The following is a 20,460-nucleotide window of genomic DNA, read 5'->3' on the forward strand; positions in this document are numbered from 1 at the left end:
TCTTCTCACCTGCATCAAAATTTAAATAGAAGGAGAACAAAGTCTCCTTCTATTGAGTCATAAAAATGAATTACCAAGCAATAACGGCTTTACGGCCTTTTTTCTGAATTTGGGCTTTAAGGTACTGACGAATTGTCTCTTTACCAGCCGCTGCAATAAGGGAAAGACCACCTGATCCTACAGCAGTTAAAATGGAGACAATAGTTGTAACAGCTCCGCCTGCTTCAACCACGTTCAGAACAACAGCGGCAACACTGCCTGGAATACCAAATTCTTTTGCTAGATCAGCAACTGGCAGCATCTGTAGCGAGAAGGAAAAAAGAGCTAGCATAAGGAATCCTACTGCTAAAGCACCAAAAAGAACATGTAGTTTGATTTCGTTTCTTGTTTCCGTCATATCAAATTCCTCCCTTTTTTGTCTTTTTATTACTATTCTATCTTATGATATCTTTTTATTCATAGCAATCCTTTTTTTGTATTTTTTTCATGAATTAGTTATAGGTTAATATAAAAAAGGTGAAAAGATAAGTGAGAAAAGAATCGTTTTTAATAGGGAAATTAAGTGAGCATGATCGGAAATACCTTGTTTTCACAGAAGGAAAAGAAAGACTAATAGCATAAAGGAAAAGAGATAAGTGCATAGGGACTAATATTCTTTGATCAAAATCTCCTTTCAAGATAAAATTGGAAGTATCAATCACTCTTTTGGAGGAGATACAAGTGGATCAACAGGCTATGCACATCACATTAGCAGCCGGACCAAATAGTGAACTGGAATCTTTTGCACTGCGTGCAGCACTTGAAAACTTCGGCGTGAAAGTCGATATGCATTGGATAGGAAGACCGAATGACCTGATCAATGTGTTATCTGGAAGGAATAGACGAGAAACGGATTACTTGCTCTTATCTTTTCACGGGGAAGAAGGCGCTTTTCTCATGCCGGAGTTAGGACAGGATGTATACGAGGAGGAGGAACCTAAAGGTGAAGCTTTTGGAGCGGATGAAATCAAGCAGTATGCTTCGTTAAAAGGAGTTCACGTCATTTCTACAGGCTGCACCCTAGGAGAGAAAAAACTTGCAGATGCCTTTTTAGCATCAGGTGCCATGTCCTATACAGCGCCAGATGATTACATTGATGGGAATGCGGCATTTATTTTTGTTCTCACTATGCTGTATGAGCGTATAAACAATGCAAAGACGGTCCGAGCAGCTTTTGACCGAGCGCGCTCTATTGATGAAGAAACAAAGTTATTTCAACTGTATATGCAAAGGTGAGGGCTGAGGGTTTCAAGCCCTTTTTTTATTCCTCTTATAAATGTGTCTAAAATGTGACAAGTGTGTTTTTTGCAAACTAAAAAGGGATCGCGCAAAGTCTATCCTACAAACACACGTCATCCAGACATGACGGCATCACGAGAGGAGAATCATTGTGTCAATCAAAGGGAAGATCAGCCTCGTCCTATGTGGACTTGCGATTGTCATCGGTATCGCTGCGTTTTATCATAATCAGCAGGCGAGCGGGACAGAGAAGAGGAAAGTAGAACAAGATGCGAGCTATAAAGAGGTTGACATTGTCACCCTCGTGAATGACGGGAGATTCATGAGATATGCTGTCAACTATCCGCTGTTTCATCAAAAAAAACTAGATCAAGAGATGAAAAGATTTGCAGAGACAGCGCTAGACAGATTCAAAACATCGTTTAGCAAAGCAAGTGACGTCAATGAAGAGAAACGATACGAATTAAATATAGATTACGAAATCATTCATTATGCCAAGCAAACCGTTGCGATCAAATTCAATACATATGAATTGAAAGGCGGAGTAAAAGGCGCACATCAAACGAAGATGTTCAACTTTGATTTCAAGAAGCAGCACTTTTTATCTATAGATGATCTATTTTTATTAAAGAAAGAAAGTCTGCAAAAACTGTCTCATATGACATTTGAGGAACTGAAAAAAGATCGCTCTCTTGCTGAAAACCAGTATTTGCTCAAACAAGGAACATCTCCTGTCGCGAAGAATTATCAGCATTTTGCTATCAAGGATCGTTATATTGAATTCTACTTCCCAGCTGGGCAAATCGCATCATACAAGCAAGGTCCTCAAGTGTTAGCGATTAAAAAAACACTGCTTAAAGGAATGCTAAAGCCTGAATACATCAATAAAGAAAAGAATAGAAATGAGAAAAAAGAGGCGATCCCAAAAAGAAAGATCGTAAAACTGCCAAAACAGGCAACTTTTAATATAAACCAAAAAGCCATTGCACTCACATTTGATGATGGGCCAAATCCATCAACGACCTCAAAAATTTTAACAGCTTTAAAAGAAAACAAAGGACATGCGACATTTTTTGTATTAGGAAGCAGGGTTCAATATTATCCCGATATGCTAAGCGAAATGAGAAAAGGTGGAAATGAAATCGGGAATCATTCCTATAGCCACCCTTTACTTACAAGACTGCCATTAAAGCAAGCCGTCAAACAAGTAGAAGAGACGCAGCAAGTCATTGAAAAAGCGGGCGGATTCACACCGACTCACTTCAGACCGCCATACGGTGGAACAAACGAGCGAATCAATGAGGCTGTCAACATGAAAGTCACCCTCTGGGATGTAGATCCTGAAGACTGGAAATACCGAAACAGCCAATACGTCGCGAGCTACATTCTCACGCATGCATCTAACGGAGAAACCATCTTAATGCACGACATCTATGACACCTCAGCAATAGCAGCTGTCACGATTATCAAGGAATTGACCAAACAAGGATATCAATTATTGACGGTGTCGGAGCTTGAGCAGTGGAAGGAGGAACGTGCGAAAAAGGGTAAAACTCCCGCTTGACAGGGGGTTTTTATTTTTTGGTTTTTGATGATATAAAAGTTGAATGATGTTCTCATTTGACTCTTTGATTTGTCTTAAAAAAGAAACGATATTCCCCATAAACCTTATTAGGAAAATAAGTAAAATGATGATCATTCACATGCGCTCCAATCGGCTGACTAATTCCTTTTTTGCTTCCGCTTCCATTCACTCGTACTAAGGTTACAGTATAATGAGAATGTATTGAAATGAACAGTTCGTTCCATATATTCGGCAATTGCTTTGAATGGAGAATGATTGAGGGAGATTCATTTGAAACGAGTAGACGTGGTATCAGCTCTTATTTATGATGAGGAAGAAAATATATTAATGGTCAATGTAAAGGGTTATTGGGAACTTCCGGGCGGTGCTGTGGAAAAAGGTGAACACTTGCAGCAGGCTGTGATTCGCGAAGTGAAAGAAGAAACAGGGTATGCTGTCAAAGTAAATCAACTTCATTCAATTCGAGAAGCATTCTTTCAAGATAAAAAGCATCATACGCTTATGATGACTTTCTTTGCTAAAATCACCGGCGGACAGATGGACATTCTAGATCCGGATCATGATATTGAAGAAGTAAAGTGGGTAAGTAATCAAACCTTTCAAAACCTAAACCCAAAGCTATATAGCATGCTAAAATTAAACCAACAAACACAAGCTTTTTATGAATTTGAAGGCAATCGAACAGTTGGTTAAGTTCCTAAAGACGAATAACAAATTGATATAGGCACGAAGGCGAGATATTGATTTTTTGTACTACGGTCCCAGAGGAGATCCAGTAGAAAATCCGAGAGAAGAATGGATGAAAGAAGTTTTCTTTCAAAAGGGTGAAGAGTATTGGAAACAAGGTAACGGGGAATCTTCCATTGAGATAGAGGGAGATTGGGAATGTGAAAGTCTAGTTTTCTTTTATACTGAACCTTATGGGTTCTTTATCATCAGATATCCAGATTTTTTGGTCCCTTTTAAAAAAGTAGAGAAGATCGAAACCATTGAGCACTTTGTTGCACGAGCACCATTGTATGTGCCGTCGTGCAGCTATGTCGATCGCAAGCAGGCGTATCAAATCGTTCAGCATTTTTTGACGACAAAAACGGTGCCTGATTTTGTTGAATGGGTTGAGTTGAGGCATATTGATTTTCAAGCATGATCTGAAAAGTTAGGAGTGCAAGATCGAAGCGTGTACAGGAGGATAAATGTGTAATTTAGACGATGCCATGCATTTCCATGTAGGGTATTATGAACATGGTTGTGATGATGAAGGCGTATTTTTAAGGGTTTATAAACATGAAGATGGTTATTGTTTTTTGATCAAAAAAGTTACGGGTTAACGCTTTTAAAAAATATGAAAAGTGGAATGGTGTAGGGCTGTTGATTGGGGAATATTCTGTTGAAGATGACCAGATCGAAGAGGAAGGTCATCAACTATTTGAGCGTTTTTTAAAAAGAAAACGGCATCGTAAAATAAATGAAGAATGCAAACATCACCAGAGTATATGGTGGTGTTTTTTATTTAGTGTAAATCGAGTGTTTGAGCTCAAGCATCGCTTTTTTCGTTTGATAAGTATTTTTGCTGAGTGTATATAAAGTGAGGACAATATTTTATTTAAAAATTCAAAAAATAGATAGACAAACGCTTTCAAGAATTGTATAGTGATCTCATAAACTAATTGTCATACAAGTGAACAAGTAACTAAGAATTCAAGTTATCCTAAAAAATCATTGAGGTGATCGGAGTGAAAGAAGTAAGTGTGGCGGAACTCAAAGCAAAAGCCATCGAGCTTAGAAAAACGGCGATAACGATGATATACGAAGCGCAATCGGGGCATCCAGGAGGTTCCTTATCAGCTGCTGATATCATCACCGCCCTTTATTTTAAAGAAATGAATATAAACCCCAAAAAACCAAATTGGGAAGATCGAGACCGTTTTGTTTTATCGAAAGGGCATGTCGCACCCATTCAATATGCAGCGTTGGCACTAAAAGGGTTTGTCCCTTTTGAAAACGTATACAAATTACGGCAGTACGGTTCACCTTTCCAAGGTCATCCTGATATGAAGAAATGTCCTGGGATCGATATTTCAACAGGTTCTTTAGGCCAAGGGCTTTCCTGCGGCGTTGGTATGGCGCTTGCAGGAAAACGGGATAAAAAAGATTATCGAGTATTTGTTATGGTGGGAGACGGTGAATGTCAAGAAGGGCAAATATGGGAAGCGGTCCAAACCGCCGTAAAATACCGCCTTGATAACTTAATTGTGTTTGTAGATAATAACCGCTTGCAAATTGATGGCTTCTGCGAGGAAATTATGCCGCTTCAAGACATTGAAAAGAAGTTTGAAGTATTCGGATTTGAAACAAAGCGAATTGATGGACACTTGATGGAAGAAATTGTAGAAACGCTCGAAGAAGTGACAAGGACGGAAAATGGCAAGCCAATATGTATTGTAGCAGACACCATTAAGGGAAAAGGTGTTTCCTACATGGAGGATATCTGCTCATGGCACGGTGTTGCGCCAAATGAGGAAGAATATGAGCAGGCATTAGAGGAACTAGCAGGAGGTTTAAGATCATGAGCCAAACTGAAAAAGCAGTAATCAAGAAAAAAGCGACACGTGAAGCTTTCGGTGATGAAATTGTTGAATTAGGAAAAGAGAACCAACAAATTTATGTGATAGATATTGATATCGGCAAGTCATGCAAAACAGGAGAATTTATAAAGCAGCTCCCAAATCAGCATGTGAACGTCGGAATTGCTGAACAAAATGCTGCTGGGCTGGCAGCAGGTCTTGCAACAACTGGCAAAATCCCATTTGTCAGCACGTACGCAGTTTTTGGCTCGCTGCGCATGGCAGAACAGATTCGACAAGAAGTATGTTATCCAAATTTGAATGTAAAGATTGCCTGCTCGCACGGTGGATTAACACCAGGAAATGATGGTGGAAGTCATCAAGCGATAGAAGATATGGGGGTTTTAAGATCGTTTCCCAACATGACGGTGATCATGGGCTCTGACTACCACTCAACAAGAAAATTGATCAAACAGGCAGCAAATACGTATGGTCCAATGTATTTGCGTTTTACCCGAGATGCTGTGCCGATGATTTATGATGAAAATGAAGAATTTATCATAGGCAAAGCTAAGAAATTAAAGTCTGGTCAAGATATTGCGATCATAGCGAATGGAGATACAGTGTACCTTGCCTTAGAAGCAGTCAAAAAATTAGAACAACAAGGTATTGATGCAACCCTTTTCGATATGCATACGATCAAGCCTTTAGATCGTGAAGCCGTGATGGAGTGTCTGGATATTGCGCGTATAATCACTGTAGAGGATCACAACATTCTGAACGGATTAGGCAGTGCTGTATGTGAAGTAGTGGCGGAAGAAGGACGGGGAAGAGTCAAACGAATCGGCGTACAAGATCGTTTTGGAGAATCCGCACCTTATGAAAAGCTTTTAGAGATTAATGGCATTACCATTGAAAATATCATCAAAACAGCCAAAGAAATGCTGAACAATTCCATAGGAAAGTAGGAGTTAGCCATGTTTACATTAAATCATCAAGTAGCGATCGTTACAGGCAGTGGTTCTGAAAAAGGAATTGGCAGAACCATTGCATTCACTCTTGCCAAACAGGGCGCTTCTGTCGTTGTAGCAGATATCAATCAAGAGGGGATTCAGTGCACAGTAGAAGCGATCAAACATGCCGGAGGAAAAGCAATTGGTATAGAAGTAAATGTCACAAATAAAGAATCAATTGACCGGATGGTGGCTAAAACGCTTGAGGCGTTCGGCCGAATCGATATATTGGTGAATAACGCAGGCATTTCTCAAAAAGTAACCGTCCAAGACATGACACTTGAGGATATAACAAAAGTATTTAATGTCAATATGTTCGGTTTGTTCTTGTGTACACAAGCAGTGCTAGAAACCATGAGAAAACAGAGATATGGCCGTATTATCAACCTGTCCTCTGTATCAGCCAAAAGGGGTGGAGGTGTATTTGGTGGAGCACATTACTCCGCTTCCAAGGCCGCGGTATTAGGCTTTTCTAAAAACCTTGCCCGTGAAGTAGGGAAGGATGGGATCACTGTAAATTGTGTAGCGCCAGGTCTTGTGAATACTGATATTTGGAAGTCGCTTCCTGACGATGAAGCAAAAAAGGTGATTGAGAGTATACCGCTTGGCCGCCCAGGTGAAACGAAGGAAATTGCAGCCGCCATCACATTCCTGGCAACGGAAGAAGCATCCTACATCACTGGTGAGGAAATTGATATTAATGGCGGTTCACATATGGATTAGAAATGTAAGGAGCTGGGCATGTGATCATGCCTCACTCCTTTCTATCAAAATCATATTTGTAAGCGCTTAATAAAATGAGGTTTCTCATTGATAGTCAGACAAAGCCATGTTAAGGGGGAATTAGATTGGATCAACAAGCATTGGAGAGGTCTACGACTCGTAAAGTTACACTTCGTCTTATCCCGTTTTTGTCATTATGTTTTGTTATTGCCATTTTAGATCGTGTAAACATCGGATTTGCTGCTCTTCAAATGAATGAAGATTTAGGGTTTTCGAATGCTGTATTTGGACTCGGGGCAGGGATTTTCTTTTTAGGTTATTTTTTACTAGAGGTTCCAGGTAGTGCCATTATGTCGAAAATAGGTGCTAGAAAATGGATCAGCCGAATTATGGTGACGTGGGCTATTATTGCAATTTTAATGGCTTTTGTACAAGAACCATGGCAGTTCTACACAGCGCGTTTCTTATTAGGTGCAGCAGAAGCTAGTTTTTATCCATGTATGGTGTTTTATTTGAGCGGTTTCTATCAAACTAAGCATCATGCCAAAGCCATTGCTGGCTTTATGTTGGCGATCCCAGGGGCAAATGCATTAGGTGCTCCGCTCTCTACCTTTCTTTTAGGTGTTGATTGGTTGGATATATCCGGATGGCAGTGGTTGTTTATTCTAGAAGCCATCCCAGCTCTGATTCTTGGCGTCATTGCATTCTTTTATCTAGATGACAAACTAGAAGATGTAAAGTGGTTGGAGAAAGATGAAAAAGAGTGGCTTATTCAAGTCACAACAAAAGAAAAGCTTGAAAAGGAACAGGTGAAGCGGTATACATTCGTCCAAGCTTTAAAGGATCGAGATGTGCTCATTTTATCGGCCGGCTATTTCTGCTGGATGGTTGGATTTTACGGTATAAATATGTTCTTGCCGACTATTTCAAAGGGGCTATCTGACACAATTTCTCTTAGCACGCAGGGAATGGGTTGGCTGTTAGGTGTTATGTATACATGTGCAATTGTGGTCATGGTGCTAGTTGGGAATCATTCTGACAAGAAAAATGAAAGACGTTGGCATGTATCTGCTTGTTTAACTGTCAGTGCTATAGCCATGATCATTAGCAGCTATATCGCCAACACAAGTGTGATCCTATCATTTGTATTTTTAACAATCGCATTGTGTGGAGCTTTTGGTGCTTATTCTCCATTCTGGGCGATACCCCCTTCTTTTTTAACAGGGGCAGCAGCCGGTGGGGCCATCGCATTAATCAATAGTATTGGAAATCTTGGCGGTTTCTTTGGGCCGTATATAGTCGGATACATTAAAGATGTAACAGGTTCTTTTCACATAAGTATGATTTTCTTAGGTGTCAGCATGATACTTGCTTCTCTTATTATCTTGTTCTTAGTGAAACAGTCAGGAAAAGCACTGGTTGTAAAAGCAAACAACAAACCCAGCATCGAAGAGTCCATTTCATTCACAAAAAACAATGGTAAAAGTGTTTAAGCGAAAACAATATCAAAACGAAGGAGCTGATATGAGGATGGAAAAGAAATCAAATGTGCCGCAAAACACGATTGTGTGCAGAGAATGTGAGGAAATGATTGATACAGCTCATGGACGTGAAAGTGTTAAGGTTTTATACGGAATATGCGAAAAATGCTTAGAATCAAAAAAACGTTGAAATGAAAAACAAAGGCGCATAACTCACAAGTTCGACTTGCAGTTAGACGCCTTTATTTGTACTTTTTTAAAAATGTGTATAAGCGGAGAGATTAGCTTTTCCAGTAGCGATCATATAGATTTTGCATATGGTCAGTCATCCGTATTACGGCTTCTGATGCGTTCCGTTCTTCTAGTGCTTCTATAATTTGTTTATGCTCCTGAAAGTTTACTTCTCGATAGTCAGAACGCGTAACGGTCCGATCACGGATAAATCTCCACATTTCCTGCTGCTTCATAGCATTCGTAATAGAAGACATAAAGGTAACAAATAAATCGTTATGTGACGCTCTTGCAATGCCCATATGTAGTTGTTCGTCGGTTTCAGGAACATATACACCCGACCGTGTTTCTTCTTCCATTTTTTTTATCGTCTGTTTAAGCTCCTGAATCTCTTGATCGGTCGCTCTCAAAGCGGCAAAATGGATAATTAAAGGTTCAATGTGTATTCGGGCTTCCACAATATCTTCAGGAGATGCTGATTTCATAGAAAGAGTCCCTTCAGTGGTGATGGTCGTATTTTTAACGAACACACCTTCTCCTTGACGGGAGTAAATGACACCATTCATTTCTAATGCACTGAGAGCTTGCCTGACGGGTGCACGGCTGACGCCAAATTGTTCACATAGTTCTCTTTCAGAAGGAAGTTTATCTCCGACTTTAAAAGAGCCTAACTGTATTTCTGAAAGGATTTGATTATAAATCTGTATATATAATTTTTTATTAGAAACAGGATTGAATTTAATAAAAATCACTCCTTTCAATAGGTATTGTTATTTGTCATAGTATATTAATTATATACTTTTCAGTTTTGAAGGGCAAAATAATATACAAAGCAAATCTAATTTGAGAAGCCGAAAGATTTACAGATTTAAAGTAAGTGAAGGTGCAAAATAAAAACAGACCTTATGAGGGCCTGTTTTTGTTGAAAAGTAGTTCTCTATGAAGTTTTCCACTCACTTCTCCTTCTCCCGCTTTCGTTTTTCCTTCTCTGCCCGGTAAAACTCATGAAACATCTTCATCAGCGCCCGTTTCTCAATCCGCGACACATAGCTCCGCGAAATCCCGAGCTCCTTCGCGATTTCGCGCTGCGTTTTTTCTTTCTTCAAATCAAGGCCGAAGCGGCCGACGATGACTTCTTTTTCTCTGCCGTCCAGGATGTCGATGTATTTTTTGACTTTTTCAAGCTCCATGTTGAGCTGGATGGTGTCGATGACGTCTTCGTTTTCCGATTTGAGGACATCGATCAAACTGATTTCGTTGCCTTCTTTATCCTGACCGATGGGGTCGTGCAAAGAGACATCCTTTTTTGTTTTTTTGAGCGCGCGTAAATGCATGAGGATTTCGTTCTCAATACACCGCGCAGCATACGTTGCCAGCTTTGTTCCTTTTCCAGAGGAATAGCTTTCGATGGCTTTAATGAGTCCGATCGTCCCGATGGAGATGAGGTCTTCAGCGTCTTCCCCGGTATTTTCAAATTTCTTTACAATATGGGCGACGAGCCGAAGGTTATGTTCAATCAGCATGTTTCTCGCGTGTTCATCGCCCTGTGCCATGAGGGCTAAGTATTTTTTTTCATCATCTCCTGAAAGGGGCTGTGGAAAGGCATTGTTTTTGACATAGGATACTAAAAACACTAATTCTTTGACCATCAATCCCATCGCTGTAAATACTCCTGCCACGATTTTCACCTCCACCATGTTTAGGTCTCTGCCTATATCCTCAAATGTATGTGAGGGAGGGATTGTCTGTGTCTGTACGATGAAAAAATCATCTTTTTCGCAAAAAGCATGCTTCTATTCGTATGATTTTGCTACCCTTCTCATATGTTTGCGGTTTCTTTGCGGTGCTTGGCGGTCAAGAAGCGTGCTAAAATATGTAATATTAGACCGAAAAGGAAGGGGTTTTTTCGGAACATGGGGAAGGTTCTTTCTTCACATGTAGGTATGAAAATTAATGAATGGTATCGAATGATACGGCAGTTCAGTGTGCCAGATGCTGAAATCCTGAAAGCGGAAGTAGAAGCAGAAATTGAACATATGGAAGAGGACCAGCATTTACTGATTTATTATCAGCTCATGTGTTTTCGGCACCAAATCATGCTTGACTATATACACCCTTCAAAATATCAACCTTTCTCAGTATCTAACCTAGTCGATAAAATCGAAAATTCCAATCATGAGTTATCTGATATGCTGCATTATTACCATGCATTTTTTCGTGGCATGCATGAATTTAGTCAAAAAGAATATTTAGAAGCCGTCAAATATTATCGAGTGGCAGAAAAGCAGCTGTCCCTGGTGTTTGATGATATTGAGCAGGCTGAGTTTCATTTTAAAGTAGCAGAAGCCTACTATATTATGAAACAAACGCATGTCTCCATGCACCATATTTTAAAGGCGCTGGAAATATACGATCAGCATGATGCCTATTCCATTCGCATTATTCAATGCCTCTTTGTCATCTCAGGAAATTATCAAGATTTAAAACGAAAAGACCGGGCACTGCCTCATTTGAAAAAAGCAAAACAGCTCGCATCTCAAATTGATCACCCGCGCATCTACAGTTCAGCGCTCTATAATTTAGGGAAATGTTATGGAGAGCTAGGCTATAGAGAGGAAGCAGAACGATACTTAACTGAATCGGCTGACCTTGCCCGAAAAGAGGTGCTTCCTACGCTTCCGCATACGCTCTATACGCTGGCGAAGCTGCTTTTTAGACAAAACGAACAGGCAGATGCGTTGCGTATATTAGAAGATGGAAAATTAGCCGCAAAGAAGCATGAAGACCAGTTGTTCTGTCATATGTTTGATTATCTGGATGCTTTATATGTTCAGGGAATCAATGAAGAACAACTACAAAAAACCATTGATTATTTGGAAAAACTTAGCCTATACTCTTATATAGAGGATATCTCACTAGAAATTGCGACAGCCTTAGAAGCCTCTCAACAATACAAGAAGTCCAACCAGTATTATCGGAAATTATTATGGGCTCAAAATCAAATCCAAGAAGGAGAGTGTCTGTATGAATTCTAAGCAACGTTCGACAGTTGAAGAGAGAAACCAAACGTGAAACAAAAAGCGGGCCTGCGTGGCCGGCTTTTTTTATGTAATAAAGGAGTCGGCGAGGCGCAAACATCATCATGAACCTTGCATGAATTCATGAGAAAGCGGGCATTTTAATCGGTAATGATGTTCTGTGGAGGCGGTCTGATGAAAGGGTTGCATGTCTGTGTGTGTATCTTGTTATTATGCACTTTTATTCCTAATAAAATAGAGGCAAGAACGTTAAAAAGAGTCGATCTGGAAAAAACGGGGCGGGCCTTTTGGGATATGAGAGAGGAACGGAAAAAGATTGCGTTAACCTTTGATGATGGGCCTCATCCAGTGTACACAAATCAAATATTGGATGTGCTGAGAGAGCATAAAGTGAATGCCAGCTTTTTTGTCGTAGGGAGCCGAATTCATGCGTATCCAGAAATTGCCGAGCGGATTGTAGGCGAAGGAAATGAGCTTGGCAATCATACGATGAATCATACGTATTTTGACCTTTTGTCATCAAAGAAGATCAAGCAGGAACTAAAAGAATCAGCGGCTCAAATTGCTTCCCTCCAGCCAGGCGGGCCCTTATTATTTCGACCTCCTGGTGGACGCTTGACGATGAAGTCATTTCGTATTCTTTCAAAGCAAGGATATGATGTGGTCATGTGGTCCTTCACGCAAGATCCGAAGGACTGGTCAAGACCAGGCGCGCATAAAATTGCAAGCCGTATTATAGATCATATTCAGGGCGGCGATATCATCCTTTTACATGATGGCGGTGGAAACCGGAAGCAAACGGTAGAAGCGCTCAAACAAGTGATTCCTGAATTAAAGGAGAGAGGCTATGAATTTGTGAAAGTAAGCGAACTGCTACATCATGACAAAGCATATCTACCTGTTCAGTTAAAATAGGAAGCATTCGTCAAAAACAGTCATTCATTGAAACCAAAAGTCTTGTCGTTTACTATATGAAGAGGGCTTTTGGAGGTGAATGTTGTGAAGAAATATGTTGTCCTTTTCATCCTGTTATGTGTCGCAGCTGGGTGCTCAAAACCCGCACAAGAAAGCGTTATTGCATTCGGTGACAGCAATACAAGAGGATCAAACTGGGACTTTCGAGATTATCCAACATCTGAAAAATGGGTGAATCTCATGAAGAACGTCGAGCGCGGCCAAATTCAAGTAAAGAATGCAGGAATTGGTGGGCAGACGACTGAAGATGCGAAGCTTCGCTTTGAGCAGGATATTTTAAAGCAGAAACCAACTTACGTCCTCATCATGTTCGGTACGAATGATGCGGCAATTTTAGACGGGAAACATCCCCGAGTGACAAAAAAACGATTTAAAGAAAATATATCCTACTTCATTTCTGAAAGTAGGAAAGAAGGAATTACCCCGATTCTCATGACGTGTGTACCTGTCGTGGAAGGAGGGAAAAAGGGCTTATATTATTACTCCCGGTATAAGTCATCATATTTTGCTGAGAGAGGCGGGGCAAGAGCTTGGCAAAACTCATATAACGACATCACAAGAGAAGTGGCTAAGGATCAGCAAGTTCCGCTTGTCGACAATTGGAAAGCGTTCATCCGTGAAGCTGGTGAAGATAGTGACAACGCCCTGATTCAGTCAGGTTTAATCGACCCTTCTGGCAATCATATGACACCAAAAGGGGCGAGAATCATTTATAACGAAATCAAAGAGCGTGATGTCATTAAACATTTTTAAATGATGGTCATTTGCCTAAACAAGACGATTCATTCAGCATAGTCTAACAGTATATCTTCTTAGAAGGAGGTAACTGATATGTGGGGATGCCCCTATCCTTACCCTGCGTGTTCGCCTTATCCAGCTCAAGGAGCAGGAATCGGTTACGCTTTTCTTGTTGTGTTCCTTGTCGTCATTTTGGTCGTAGGCGGAGGGTTATGGTTTTGGAATGAACAGCCTTGTAAATAAGACACCTCTTCTTTGATAAGAAGGGGTGTTTTTTACGGAAAATAGTAGTAAGCCTATAGCGCAAGTGATATAATATCAGTCACCTGAGTTTCAAAAAGGAGAGTGCTCGGGAGGCATGGTTCCTGTGATATGGAATTAAGAGGAAACAGAGAGCATATGCCCGAGCGAACGTCTTTTCATTTCTGTCTCAATTAATTCAATGAAGTCGCGATTTAAGTTCATTTCATTTGCTTTATAATACGATTCTATAAGTAAATCATCTGACAGCTTTTTCATACTAGAAACCCATATGATGGGAAAAACACCTCCCCTGAAAAAGTTGGCATAAAACTTGAGGAAAAGACATATCATCATAGGTTGATCGAATGTCTTTGAAGTACCTTTAATCTACCATGAATGGGAAACAAGAACAATCGTTCTGTTATCCACATGGTTAAGTGGATAACTTGTGGGTAGAGTGTTTATAATTGAATGAAAGCGTGATGGAATATAGGTGGATAATGTGTGTAAAATTATCCACACCTGTTGAAGGTCCTCATCATATGTCGAAAACTTTTTCATTGTATTCGATAGACAGACAAATTATGATTTGATTCGACACATCGCTGAAAAACCAATGGAAGAAAGGGTGCAAGTTGTGCTAAAGAAGTATTTCTTGCCGGATGAATTTGTGAAAAGTATTTTTCACATTTCGCCGCAAAAACTAAAAGAACGAAATGTAAAAGGGATTATTACCGATTTAGATAACACACTAGTAGAATGGGATCGCCCAAGTGCGACACCCCGCTTAATTGAATGGTTTCAAGAGATGAAAGATCACGGGATACAAGTGACGATTGTATCGAACAATAATGAAAAAAGGGTCAAGCTTTTTTCTGAGCCGGTTCATATCCCGTTTATTTATAAAGCGAGAAAGCCTATGGGAAGAGCCTTTAATAAGGCAGTCGCTGATATGCAATTGAAAAAAGAAGATGTGGTTGTCATTGGGGATCAGCTCATGACAGATGTGCTGGGCGGGAATCGTCATGGCTTCCATACAATTTTGGTCGTTCCTGTTGCTGCCTCGGACGGATTTTTCACAAAGTTTAACAGGCAGATTGAACGCAGAATTTTAGGAGCCTTAAAGCGTAAGGGCCACATTCAGTGGGAGGAAGAGTAATAATGGAAAAGGTTGTTTGTATTGGCTGCGGTGTAGCCATTCAGACCGAAGATAAAGATCAATTAGGATATGCGCCGGCAGCATCTCTATTGAAAGAAGATGTGATCTGCCAGCGCTGTTTTAGGTTAAAGAACTACAATGAAATACAAGATGTTTCTTTAACAGAAGACGACTTTTTAAATATATTGCATAGCATTGGTGAGACAGATTCTCTTATTGTAAAGGTCGTTGATATTTTTGACTTTAACGGAAGCTGGATCAACGGGCTGAGCCGTATTGTCGGTGGGAATCCGATTTTACTTGTCGGCAACAAAGTGGATATTTTACCGAAATCAGTGAAAAAAGATCGTCTTGTTCATTGGATGAAGCGGGAAGCAAAAGAAAATGGACTAAACCCAATTGATGTTTTCTTAATCAGTGCAAGCAGAGGACAGGGCGTGCCTGAGGTGATGGAAGCAATCGACCATTACCGAGAGGGAAGAAATGTCTATGTCGTCGGCTGTACGAATGTTGGGAAGTCAACATTTATCAATCGAATCATCAAAGAAGTTTCTGGCGAAGAGAATGTGATCACCACATCCCAATATCCAGGAACAACACTTGATGCTATTGAAATTCCGCTTGATGACGGGTCTGCTTTGTTCGATACGCCAGGCATTATCAATCGTCATCAAATGGCGCACTATGTGAGCAAAAATGACTTGAAGATCTTAACGCCGAAAAAAGAATTGAAACCGAGAACGTTCCAATTAAATGAAGCTCAAACGCTTTATTTTGGCGGGCTTGCTCGATTTGATTATGTAAAAGGCGGCAGAACATCCTTTGTCTGCTATATGCCAAATGAGCTCAATATTCACCGGACTAAGCTGGAGAACGCAGATGACCTATATGAAAAGCATGCAGGAGAGCTGCTTTCACCGCCCTCAAAAGAGGGAATGGAAGATTTTCCTCCGCTCGTTCCGCATACCTTTACCATTGATCAGCCGAAAATGGACATCGTCTTTTCAGGTTTAGGCTGGGTGACAGCAAATGAAGCGGATAAACAAATAAAAGTCTATGCGCCAAAAGGTGTTCATGTCTTTGTTAGACGTTCGTTAATTTAAAAGTTCAAAGGGGGAGAGACCTTGAAACCTTTATACGGATTAATCGCAAACCCTGTTGGTCATTCAATGTCTCCGGATATTCATAATGCAGCATTAAAGGATGCTGGGATTGATGGACATTATCATGGCTTTCAAGTAGAAGAACACGACCTTGCGGATGCCATCAGCGGCATAAAAGCGTTAGGAATCAGCGGCTTTAACGTCACTGTTCCGCACAAGGTAGAGATCATGCAGTACCTTGACAAAATTGATGTGACAGCTGAACGTTTGGGAGCAGTGAATACGGTGCGGCTTGAAGGAGATCAACTCGTCGGGTACAACACAGATGGAGAGGGCTTTCTTCAGTCATTGCTTGAAGCCTTGGATCAGCCGTTATCAGAGCTGTCCTTTCTTATGATCGGTGCTGGCGGAGCGGCAAGAGCGATTTATACGACAATTGCTGATTATGCACCAAAAAGCTTTGATATCACCAATCGCACCATTGAAAAAGCTGAGGCTTTAATTCAAAGTGCGGATGGAAAAGTGACATCAAGTGCAATCGCATTAAATACAGCAGAAGGCCGGCTTGGAGATTATGATGTCATCATCCATACGACCTCGATCGGCATGTATCCAAATGTTGAAGAAACCCCAATTTCTTTAACAAACGCAAAAAAAACAGCGGTCGTTTGTGATATTGTGTATAATCCAATAGAAACAAAGCTGCTTAGTGAGGCAGATCGGTTAGGCTTGAAAACAGTAGATGGTGTTGGCATGTTTGTAGGTCAAGCGGCAAGAGCCTTTGAACTGTGGACAGGCATCACGCCTGACGCTGGAAAAATGAAGTCAATTGTGATAGAGAAATTAGGAGGAACACCATGTTAAAAGGTAAGCAAAAACGTTTTTTACGTGCACAAGCACATCATTTATCACCCATTTTTCAAGTTGGAAAAGGCGGGGTAAATGACAATATGGTCAAGCAAATTTCCGAGGCGCTTGAAGCAAGAGAACTGTTAAAAGTCAGCATATTGCAAAACTGCGATGAGGACAAAACAGAGGTTGCGAAAGCACTTGTAAAGGGTGCAAAAGCGGAACTCGTTCAAACGATCGGAAATGTGATTGTCCTTTATAAAGAATCTAAGGAAAATAAACAAATTAAGCTGCCGTAAAGGTGGATGTGATATGAAAAAAATAGGGTTGTTCGGCGGTACGTTTGATCCCCTGCATAATGGACATTTACTGATGGCGAATGAGGTGCGTTTTCAAGTGGGGCTTGATGAAATTTGGTTTATCCCAAATCACAAGCCTCCTCATAAAACAGGCGGGAAACGAGCAGATAGTCATCACCGGGTGAAAATGGTAGAAGAGGCGATTCAGTCTAATCCGCATTTTCAGCTAGAGCTCATTGAAATGGAGCGAGAGGGTCCATCTTATACAGTAGATACAGTGGAGCTGTTAAAGAAGCGCCATCCTGAAGATGAGTTCTTTTTTATGATTGGAGCGGACATGGTCGAGTATTTGCCAAAATGGCACCGGATTGATGATTTGCTTCAGATGATCACCTTTATTGGGATGAAACGACCAGGTTACGTTGGAAGCACGACATATCCTCTTTTATTTGCAGATGTTCCAGCTTTTGATGTATCATCGACAATGATTAGGCAGCGAATAGAGCAGGGAAAACCTGTCGATTATTTGATTCCGAAAGCTGTTGAGCGTTATATAAAGGAGCATCATTTATATGAATCGTGAAGAAGCATTGAACTGTGTCAAAGAGCAGTTAACAGAGCATAGATATACTCATACACTTGGGGTTATGAATACGGCCATTTCATTAGCGGAACGGTTCGGTGCAGATGTGAAAAAAGCAGAGATCGCCGCTATTTTTCATGATTATGCCAAATTTAGACCAAAGGAAGAAATGAAGGGGATTATCGAGCAAGAACAGATGAACCCGCTATTGCTTGAATATTCACCCGAGCTTTGGCATGCCCCAGTTGGTGCCTATTTGGTCAAAAAGGAAGCTGGAATTGACGATCAAGACATTTTAACTGCCATTGAATTTCATACATCCGGCAGACCAGACATGACATTACTTGAAAAAGTCATTTATGTCGCTGATTATATCGAACCAGGACGTCATTTCCCTGGTGTCGAAGAAGTAAGGGAGTTAGCAGAGCAAGATTTGGACCATGCATTGATTCAATCGTTAAAAAACACCATCAGCTTTTTAATGAAAAAGAATCAGCCAGTCTTTCCAGATACACTTGCTACTTACAACTCGCTTGTGCATAAGAACAACTAAGGAGGAATTTTGGATGGATTCATCATCAATTTTAACCATCGCAGCAGGAGCGTGCGATGATAAGCGGGCTGAGGATATTATTGCCCTTAATATGCAAGGAGTCTCACTTGTAGCAGATTATTTTCTCATTTGTCACGGGAATTCTGACAAACAAGTGCAGGCCATTGCAAGAGAAGTGAAACATCTTGCAGAGGAAAGTGGAATCGAAGTGAAGAAGATGGAAGGCTTTGATGAGGCAAGATGGGTATTGATTGATTTAGGTGATGTCATTGCCCATGTGTTCCATAAAGAAGAAAGAGGATACTATAACCTAGAGAAGTTATGGGGAGATGCGCCGAGAGAAACGCTTTCACTTGGCATTAACTCATGATTTATCAAGGGTTTGCAGGTGTGTATGACGAGCTCATGACACATGCCCCTTATGATGAATGGGTTCAGTGGATCCAGCAGTACACCAAGCCAAAGGCTACAATCATTGATGTAGGCTGTGGAACTGGGGAGATTTCTCTTCGGTTAGCTGAAAAGGGTCACAACGTCACAGGGATTGATCTAAGTGAAGAGATGCTGGCCTTCGCGCAGCAAAAAGCGCAAGCTCACAAACAGTCCATTCAATTTTTACATCAAGATATGAGAGAGCTTACAGGTTTTGACCAAGCCTTTCAAGCAGCCGTTATTTGCTGTGATTCCTTAAACTACTTAAAAAACGAAAATGACGTCAAAAAAACCTTTAAAAACATGTTTCAGCTTTTAGAGGCAGAAGGGGTTTTACTCTTTGATGTTCATACGCCTTATAAAATGGAAGAGGTATTCCCAGGCTCTACTTATGCAGATCAAGATGAAGAGATCAGCTACATTTGGCAGAGCGATAAAGGGGATGATATGTATTCGGTCATTCATGATTTAAGCTTTTTTGTAAAGGACGGAGATGTGTATCAGCGTTATGATGAGACACATGAACAGCGTACATTTCCATTTGAGACATATGCAGCGTTTCTTGAATCCGCTGGCTTCGAAAAGATTGAAGTGACGGCTGATTTTACAAATAAAGCTCCCGGGGAATTTGCCGAAAGATATTTTATCTCAGCCAAGAAACCAAAAACCATCGTTTAATGGAACGATGGTTTTTTAAAACCCTTTTTTCGCTTATTGCAAAGAGCATTAATTTCTGCGATCATCAGTAAACACACTTGGCGGGTATTGATGCGCAACCGCTTCAAGATCCTCATTGAACTTTTCATGGGTGTTCTGAAAAAGGCGGTGGAACATATCTTGAACACCTGCTTCAAGAGCTTTAATGCCTTCACCAGTGACGCCGCCTTTCACACACACTTTCTCTTGCAGTGTAGGAAGGGTATAGACTCTTTTTTCAATCAAACGGCCAAGACCTACAAGCATATCCTCTGATAAGGTGGTGGCTTCTTCTTTTGAAATGTCGGTTTCTTCAACGGCTGCTTCAATCATTTTCTGAACGAGAAAGCTAATAAAAGCAGGTCCGCAGCTGACAATATCTGACGCCGCTCTTGTAATGGAATGATGGATCTCGATTGGTGTTGAGATGCGCGAAGCTAGCTGTCTTAACGCTGTTTTTGTCGCAACATTGCATGATGAACCGAAAGTTAAAAGGGATGCGCCTGATAAAGCGCGGTTTGTAATGCTTGGGATGAGTCTAGCTGTTTGACAAGGAACGAGATCCTGAAGCTGTTCAGGATGAACTGGACTTGTGATGATGACAATCGTTTGCTGCTCTGTTAAAAGAGGGCTTAGCTCTTTTAATAGTGGATAAATATCAAGTGGTTTCACACAAACAAAGATGAAATCTTTATTTGTGACAGCCCCTGAAAGCTGTTTTGTTACCTCAAGCTCTGGATGGTTCTTTTTTATATTGAACGCTTTTTCAATGGTTCGGTTTGTGATGGTGATGGATGAGGGATTGACTGCCTTTGATTCAATAAATGCCTCAGTAAGTATGGTACCCATGTTTCCTGTACCGATTAACCCTATATTCAAACGTTCTCCCTCCTTAGACGTATAGGATCTGTTATCTT

At 40.7% G+C, this 20,460-nt stretch carries 27 protein-coding genes; 22 read left to right on the plus strand and 5 right to left on the minus strand.

Annotation, left to right across the window (positions count from 1 at the left end):
* Positions 1-70: 70 nt before the first annotated feature.
* Positions 71-397 carry an uberolysin/carnocyclin family circular bacteriocin gene (locus IEE86_RS12450; RefSeq protein ID WP_191097501.1) on the minus strand — a complete coding sequence of 109 codons (327 nt, stop codon included), beginning with the start codon at positions 395-397 and terminating at the stop codon, positions 71-73.
* A 338-nt stretch (positions 398-735) separates the two neighbouring features.
* Here IEE86_RS12450 and IEE86_RS12455 point away from each other — a divergent pair, with 338 nt between their 5' ends.
* The 10 genes from IEE86_RS12455 (at position 736) to IEE86_RS12500 (ending at position 8,834) form a co-directional block, all read left to right on the plus strand.
* The gene (locus IEE86_RS12455; RefSeq protein WP_191097575.1) at positions 736-1,275 is read left to right on the plus strand and encodes a delta-aminolevulinic acid dehydratase; all 540 of its coding nucleotides are present in this window, start codon (positions 736-738) and stop codon (positions 1,273-1,275) included.
* Between the two features lie 154 nt (positions 1,276-1,429).
* Positions 1,430-2,842: a polysaccharide deacetylase family protein gene (locus tag IEE86_RS12460; RefSeq protein ID WP_191097502.1), complete on the plus strand. Its 1,413-nt coding sequence runs from the start codon at positions 1,430-1,432 to the stop codon at positions 2,840-2,842.
* A 291-nt stretch (positions 2,843-3,133) separates the two neighbouring features.
* Positions 3,134-3,556: an NUDIX hydrolase gene (locus IEE86_RS12465; RefSeq protein WP_191097503.1), complete on the plus strand. Its 423-nt coding sequence runs from the start codon at positions 3,134-3,136 to the stop codon at positions 3,554-3,556.
* A gap of 106 nt (positions 3,557-3,662) precedes the next feature.
* Positions 3,663-4,010, plus strand: coding sequence for an Imm1 family immunity protein (locus IEE86_RS12470; RefSeq protein WP_191097504.1), 348 nt, complete (start codon positions 3,663-3,665; stop codon positions 4,008-4,010).
* Positions 4,011-4,077: 67 nt separating this feature from the next.
* Positions 4,078-4,191 (plus strand): hypothetical protein, encoded by a 114-nt coding sequence (locus IEE86_RS19690; protein WP_411955700.1) that lies wholly within the window; start codon positions 4,078-4,080, stop codon positions 4,189-4,191.
* Between the two features lie 405 nt (positions 4,192-4,596).
* The gene (locus tag IEE86_RS12480) at positions 4,597-5,433 is read left to right on the plus strand and encodes a transketolase (protein WP_191097505.1); all 837 of its coding nucleotides are present in this window, start codon (positions 4,597-4,599) and stop codon (positions 5,431-5,433) included.
* Complete coding sequence (locus IEE86_RS12485) at positions 5,430-6,395, plus strand: transketolase family protein (protein WP_191097506.1); 966 nt, start codon at positions 5,430-5,432, stop codon at positions 6,393-6,395. Before IEE86_RS12480 ends, IEE86_RS12485 begins: the two co-directional genes overlap by 4 nt.
* 9 nt (positions 6,396-6,404) lie before the next feature.
* Entirely contained in the window at positions 6,405-7,163 is a 759-nt protein-coding gene (locus IEE86_RS12490; protein WP_191097507.1) for an SDR family NAD(P)-dependent oxidoreductase, read from the plus strand.
* Between the two features lie 125 nt (positions 7,164-7,288).
* Positions 7,289-8,656: an MFS transporter gene (locus IEE86_RS12495; RefSeq protein ID WP_191097508.1), complete on the plus strand. Its 1,368-nt coding sequence runs from the start codon at positions 7,289-7,291 to the stop codon at positions 8,654-8,656.
* A gap of 37 nt (positions 8,657-8,693) precedes the next feature.
* Entirely contained in the window at positions 8,694-8,834 is a 141-nt protein-coding gene (locus IEE86_RS12500) for a GapA-binding peptide SR1P (RefSeq protein WP_191097509.1), read from the plus strand.
* Positions 8,835-8,925: 91 nt separating this feature from the next.
* Here the strand turns inward: IEE86_RS12500 and IEE86_RS12505 are convergent, their stop codons facing one another.
* Positions 8,926-9,627 carry a FadR/GntR family transcriptional regulator gene (locus IEE86_RS12505; RefSeq protein ID WP_191097576.1) on the minus strand — a complete coding sequence of 234 codons (702 nt, stop codon included), beginning with the start codon at positions 9,625-9,627 and terminating at the stop codon, positions 8,926-8,928.
* Positions 9,628-9,828: 201 nt separating this feature from the next.
* Entirely contained in the window at positions 9,829-10,554 is a 726-nt protein-coding gene (sigK, locus tag IEE86_RS12510; RefSeq protein ID WP_318010285.1) for an RNA polymerase sporulation sigma factor SigK, read from the minus strand.
* 234 nt (positions 10,555-10,788) lie between these two features.
* Here sigK and IEE86_RS12515 point away from each other — a divergent pair, with 234 nt between their 5' ends.
* From IEE86_RS12515 to IEE86_RS12530, 4 genes are all read left to right on the plus strand, one after another.
* Complete coding sequence (locus IEE86_RS12515) at positions 10,789-11,910, plus strand: response regulator aspartate phosphatase (protein WP_191097511.1); 1,122 nt, start codon at positions 10,789-10,791, stop codon at positions 11,908-11,910.
* Positions 11,911-12,087: 177 nt separating this feature from the next.
* Complete coding sequence (locus IEE86_RS12520) at positions 12,088-12,828, plus strand: polysaccharide deacetylase family protein (protein ID WP_191097512.1); 741 nt, start codon at positions 12,088-12,090, stop codon at positions 12,826-12,828.
* A gap of 84 nt (positions 12,829-12,912) precedes the next feature.
* A complete protein-coding gene (locus IEE86_RS12525; protein ID WP_191097513.1) occupies positions 12,913-13,641 on the plus strand; it encodes an SGNH/GDSL hydrolase family protein in 729 nt (242 codons plus the stop codon).
* Positions 13,642-13,719: 78 nt separating this feature from the next.
* Entirely contained in the window at positions 13,720-13,869 is a 150-nt protein-coding gene (locus IEE86_RS12530; protein ID WP_003217499.1) for a hypothetical protein, read from the plus strand.
* A 135-nt stretch (positions 13,870-14,004) separates the two neighbouring features.
* Here IEE86_RS12530 and IEE86_RS12535 read toward each other — a convergent pair whose 3' ends face one another.
* Positions 14,005-14,145: a sporulation histidine kinase inhibitor Sda gene (locus tag IEE86_RS12535; RefSeq protein ID WP_003217327.1), complete on the minus strand. Its 141-nt coding sequence runs from the start codon at positions 14,143-14,145 to the stop codon at positions 14,005-14,007.
* A gap of 361 nt (positions 14,146-14,506) precedes the next feature.
* Between IEE86_RS12535 and IEE86_RS12540 the strand changes: the two genes are divergently transcribed.
* Genes IEE86_RS12540 through IEE86_RS12575 form a run of 8 tightly spaced genes read left to right on the plus strand, consistent with a single transcriptional unit; the run spans position 14,507 to position 19,525 of the window.
* On the plus strand, positions 14,507-15,028 hold the full coding sequence (locus tag IEE86_RS12540) for a YqeG family HAD IIIA-type phosphatase (RefSeq protein ID WP_008356191.1): 522 nt from the start codon (positions 14,507-14,509) through the stop codon (positions 15,026-15,028).
* 2 nt (positions 15,029-15,030) lie between these two features.
* Positions 15,031-16,131: a ribosome biogenesis GTPase YqeH gene (gene yqeH / locus IEE86_RS12545; protein ID WP_034319417.1), complete on the plus strand. Its 1,101-nt coding sequence runs from the start codon at positions 15,031-15,033 to the stop codon at positions 16,129-16,131.
* Positions 16,132-16,152: 21 nt separating this feature from the next.
* Entirely contained in the window at positions 16,153-16,995 is an 843-nt protein-coding gene (gene aroE / locus IEE86_RS12550) for a shikimate dehydrogenase (RefSeq protein ID WP_191097514.1), read from the plus strand.
* Positions 16,989-17,279 carry a ribosome assembly RNA-binding protein YhbY gene (gene yhbY, locus IEE86_RS12555; protein ID WP_191097515.1) on the plus strand — a complete coding sequence of 97 codons (291 nt, stop codon included), beginning with the start codon at positions 16,989-16,991 and terminating at the stop codon, positions 17,277-17,279. Before aroE ends, yhbY begins: the two co-directional genes overlap by 7 nt.
* A gap of 13 nt (positions 17,280-17,292) precedes the next feature.
* On the plus strand, positions 17,293-17,862 hold the full coding sequence (locus IEE86_RS12560) for a nicotinate-nucleotide adenylyltransferase (RefSeq protein ID WP_191097516.1): 570 nt from the start codon (positions 17,293-17,295) through the stop codon (positions 17,860-17,862).
* A complete protein-coding gene (yqeK, locus tag IEE86_RS12565; protein WP_191097517.1) occupies positions 17,852-18,415 on the plus strand; it encodes a bis(5'-nucleosyl)-tetraphosphatase (symmetrical) YqeK in 564 nt (187 codons plus the stop codon). Before IEE86_RS12560 ends, yqeK begins: the two co-directional genes overlap by 11 nt.
* A gap of 13 nt (positions 18,416-18,428) precedes the next feature.
* Positions 18,429-18,785: a ribosome silencing factor gene (gene rsfS / locus IEE86_RS12570; protein WP_191097518.1), complete on the plus strand. Its 357-nt coding sequence runs from the start codon at positions 18,429-18,431 to the stop codon at positions 18,783-18,785.
* Entirely contained in the window at positions 18,782-19,525 is a 744-nt protein-coding gene (locus IEE86_RS12575; protein ID WP_191097519.1) for a class I SAM-dependent DNA methyltransferase, read from the plus strand. Before rsfS ends, IEE86_RS12575 begins: the two co-directional genes overlap by 4 nt.
* A 48-nt stretch (positions 19,526-19,573) precedes the next feature.
* Here the strand turns inward: IEE86_RS12575 and comER are convergent, their stop codons facing one another.
* Positions 19,574-20,422, minus strand: coding sequence for a late competence protein ComER (gene comER, locus IEE86_RS12580; protein WP_191097520.1), 849 nt, complete (start codon positions 20,420-20,422; stop codon positions 19,574-19,576).
* Positions 20,423-20,460: the final 38 nt, after the last annotated feature.

Source organism: Bacillus crepusculi, assembly GCF_014764715.1.
Classification (GTDB): domain Bacteria; phylum Bacillota; class Bacilli; order Bacillales; family Bacillaceae; genus Bacillus.

Bases quoted from the DNA above. Each gene is read 5' to 3' on its own strand.
- IEE86_RS12450 (WP_191097501.1), bottom strand. From the start codon at position 397: ATGACGGAAACAAGAAACGAAATCAAACTACATGTTCTTTTTGGTGCT.
- IEE86_RS12455 (WP_191097575.1), top strand. From the start codon at position 736: ATGCACATCACATTAGCAGCCGGACCAAATAGTGAACTGGAATCTTTT.
- IEE86_RS12470 (WP_191097504.1), top strand. From the start codon at position 3,663: ATGAAAGAAGTTTTCTTTCAAAAGGGTGAAGAGTATTGGAAACAAGGT.
- IEE86_RS19690 (WP_411955700.1), top strand. From the start codon at position 4,078: ATGCATTTCCATGTAGGGTATTATGAACATGGTTGTGATGATGAAGGC.
- IEE86_RS12485 (WP_191097506.1), top strand. From the start codon at position 5,430: ATGAGCCAAACTGAAAAAGCAGTAATCAAGAAAAAAGCGACACGTGAA.
- IEE86_RS12490 (WP_191097507.1), top strand. From the start codon at position 6,405: ATGTTTACATTAAATCATCAAGTAGCGATCGTTACAGGCAGTGGTTCT.
- IEE86_RS12500 (WP_191097509.1), top strand. From the start codon at position 8,694: ATGGAAAAGAAATCAAATGTGCCGCAAAACACGATTGTGTGCAGAGAA.
- IEE86_RS12515 (WP_191097511.1), top strand. From the start codon at position 10,789: ATGGGGAAGGTTCTTTCTTCACATGTAGGTATGAAAATTAATGAATGG.
- IEE86_RS12520 (WP_191097512.1), top strand. From the start codon at position 12,088: ATGAAAGGGTTGCATGTCTGTGTGTGTATCTTGTTATTATGCACTTTT.
- IEE86_RS12530 (WP_003217499.1), top strand. From the start codon at position 13,720: ATGTGGGGATGCCCCTATCCTTACCCTGCGTGTTCGCCTTATCCAGCT.
- IEE86_RS12535 (WP_003217327.1), bottom strand. From the start codon at position 14,145: ATGAAAAAGCTGTCAGATGATTTACTTATAGAATCGTATTATAAAGCA.
- yqeH (WP_034319417.1), top strand. From the start codon at position 15,031: ATGGAAAAGGTTGTTTGTATTGGCTGCGGTGTAGCCATTCAGACCGAA.
- yhbY (WP_191097515.1), top strand. From the start codon at position 16,989: ATGTTAAAAGGTAAGCAAAAACGTTTTTTACGTGCACAAGCACATCAT.
- IEE86_RS12560 (WP_191097516.1), top strand. From the start codon at position 17,293: ATGAAAAAAATAGGGTTGTTCGGCGGTACGTTTGATCCCCTGCATAAT.
- yqeK (WP_191097517.1), top strand. From the start codon at position 17,852: ATGAATCGTGAAGAAGCATTGAACTGTGTCAAAGAGCAGTTAACAGAG.
- rsfS (WP_191097518.1), top strand. From the start codon at position 18,429: ATGGATTCATCATCAATTTTAACCATCGCAGCAGGAGCGTGCGATGAT.
- IEE86_RS12575 (WP_191097519.1), top strand. From the start codon at position 18,782: ATGATTTATCAAGGGTTTGCAGGTGTGTATGACGAGCTCATGACACAT.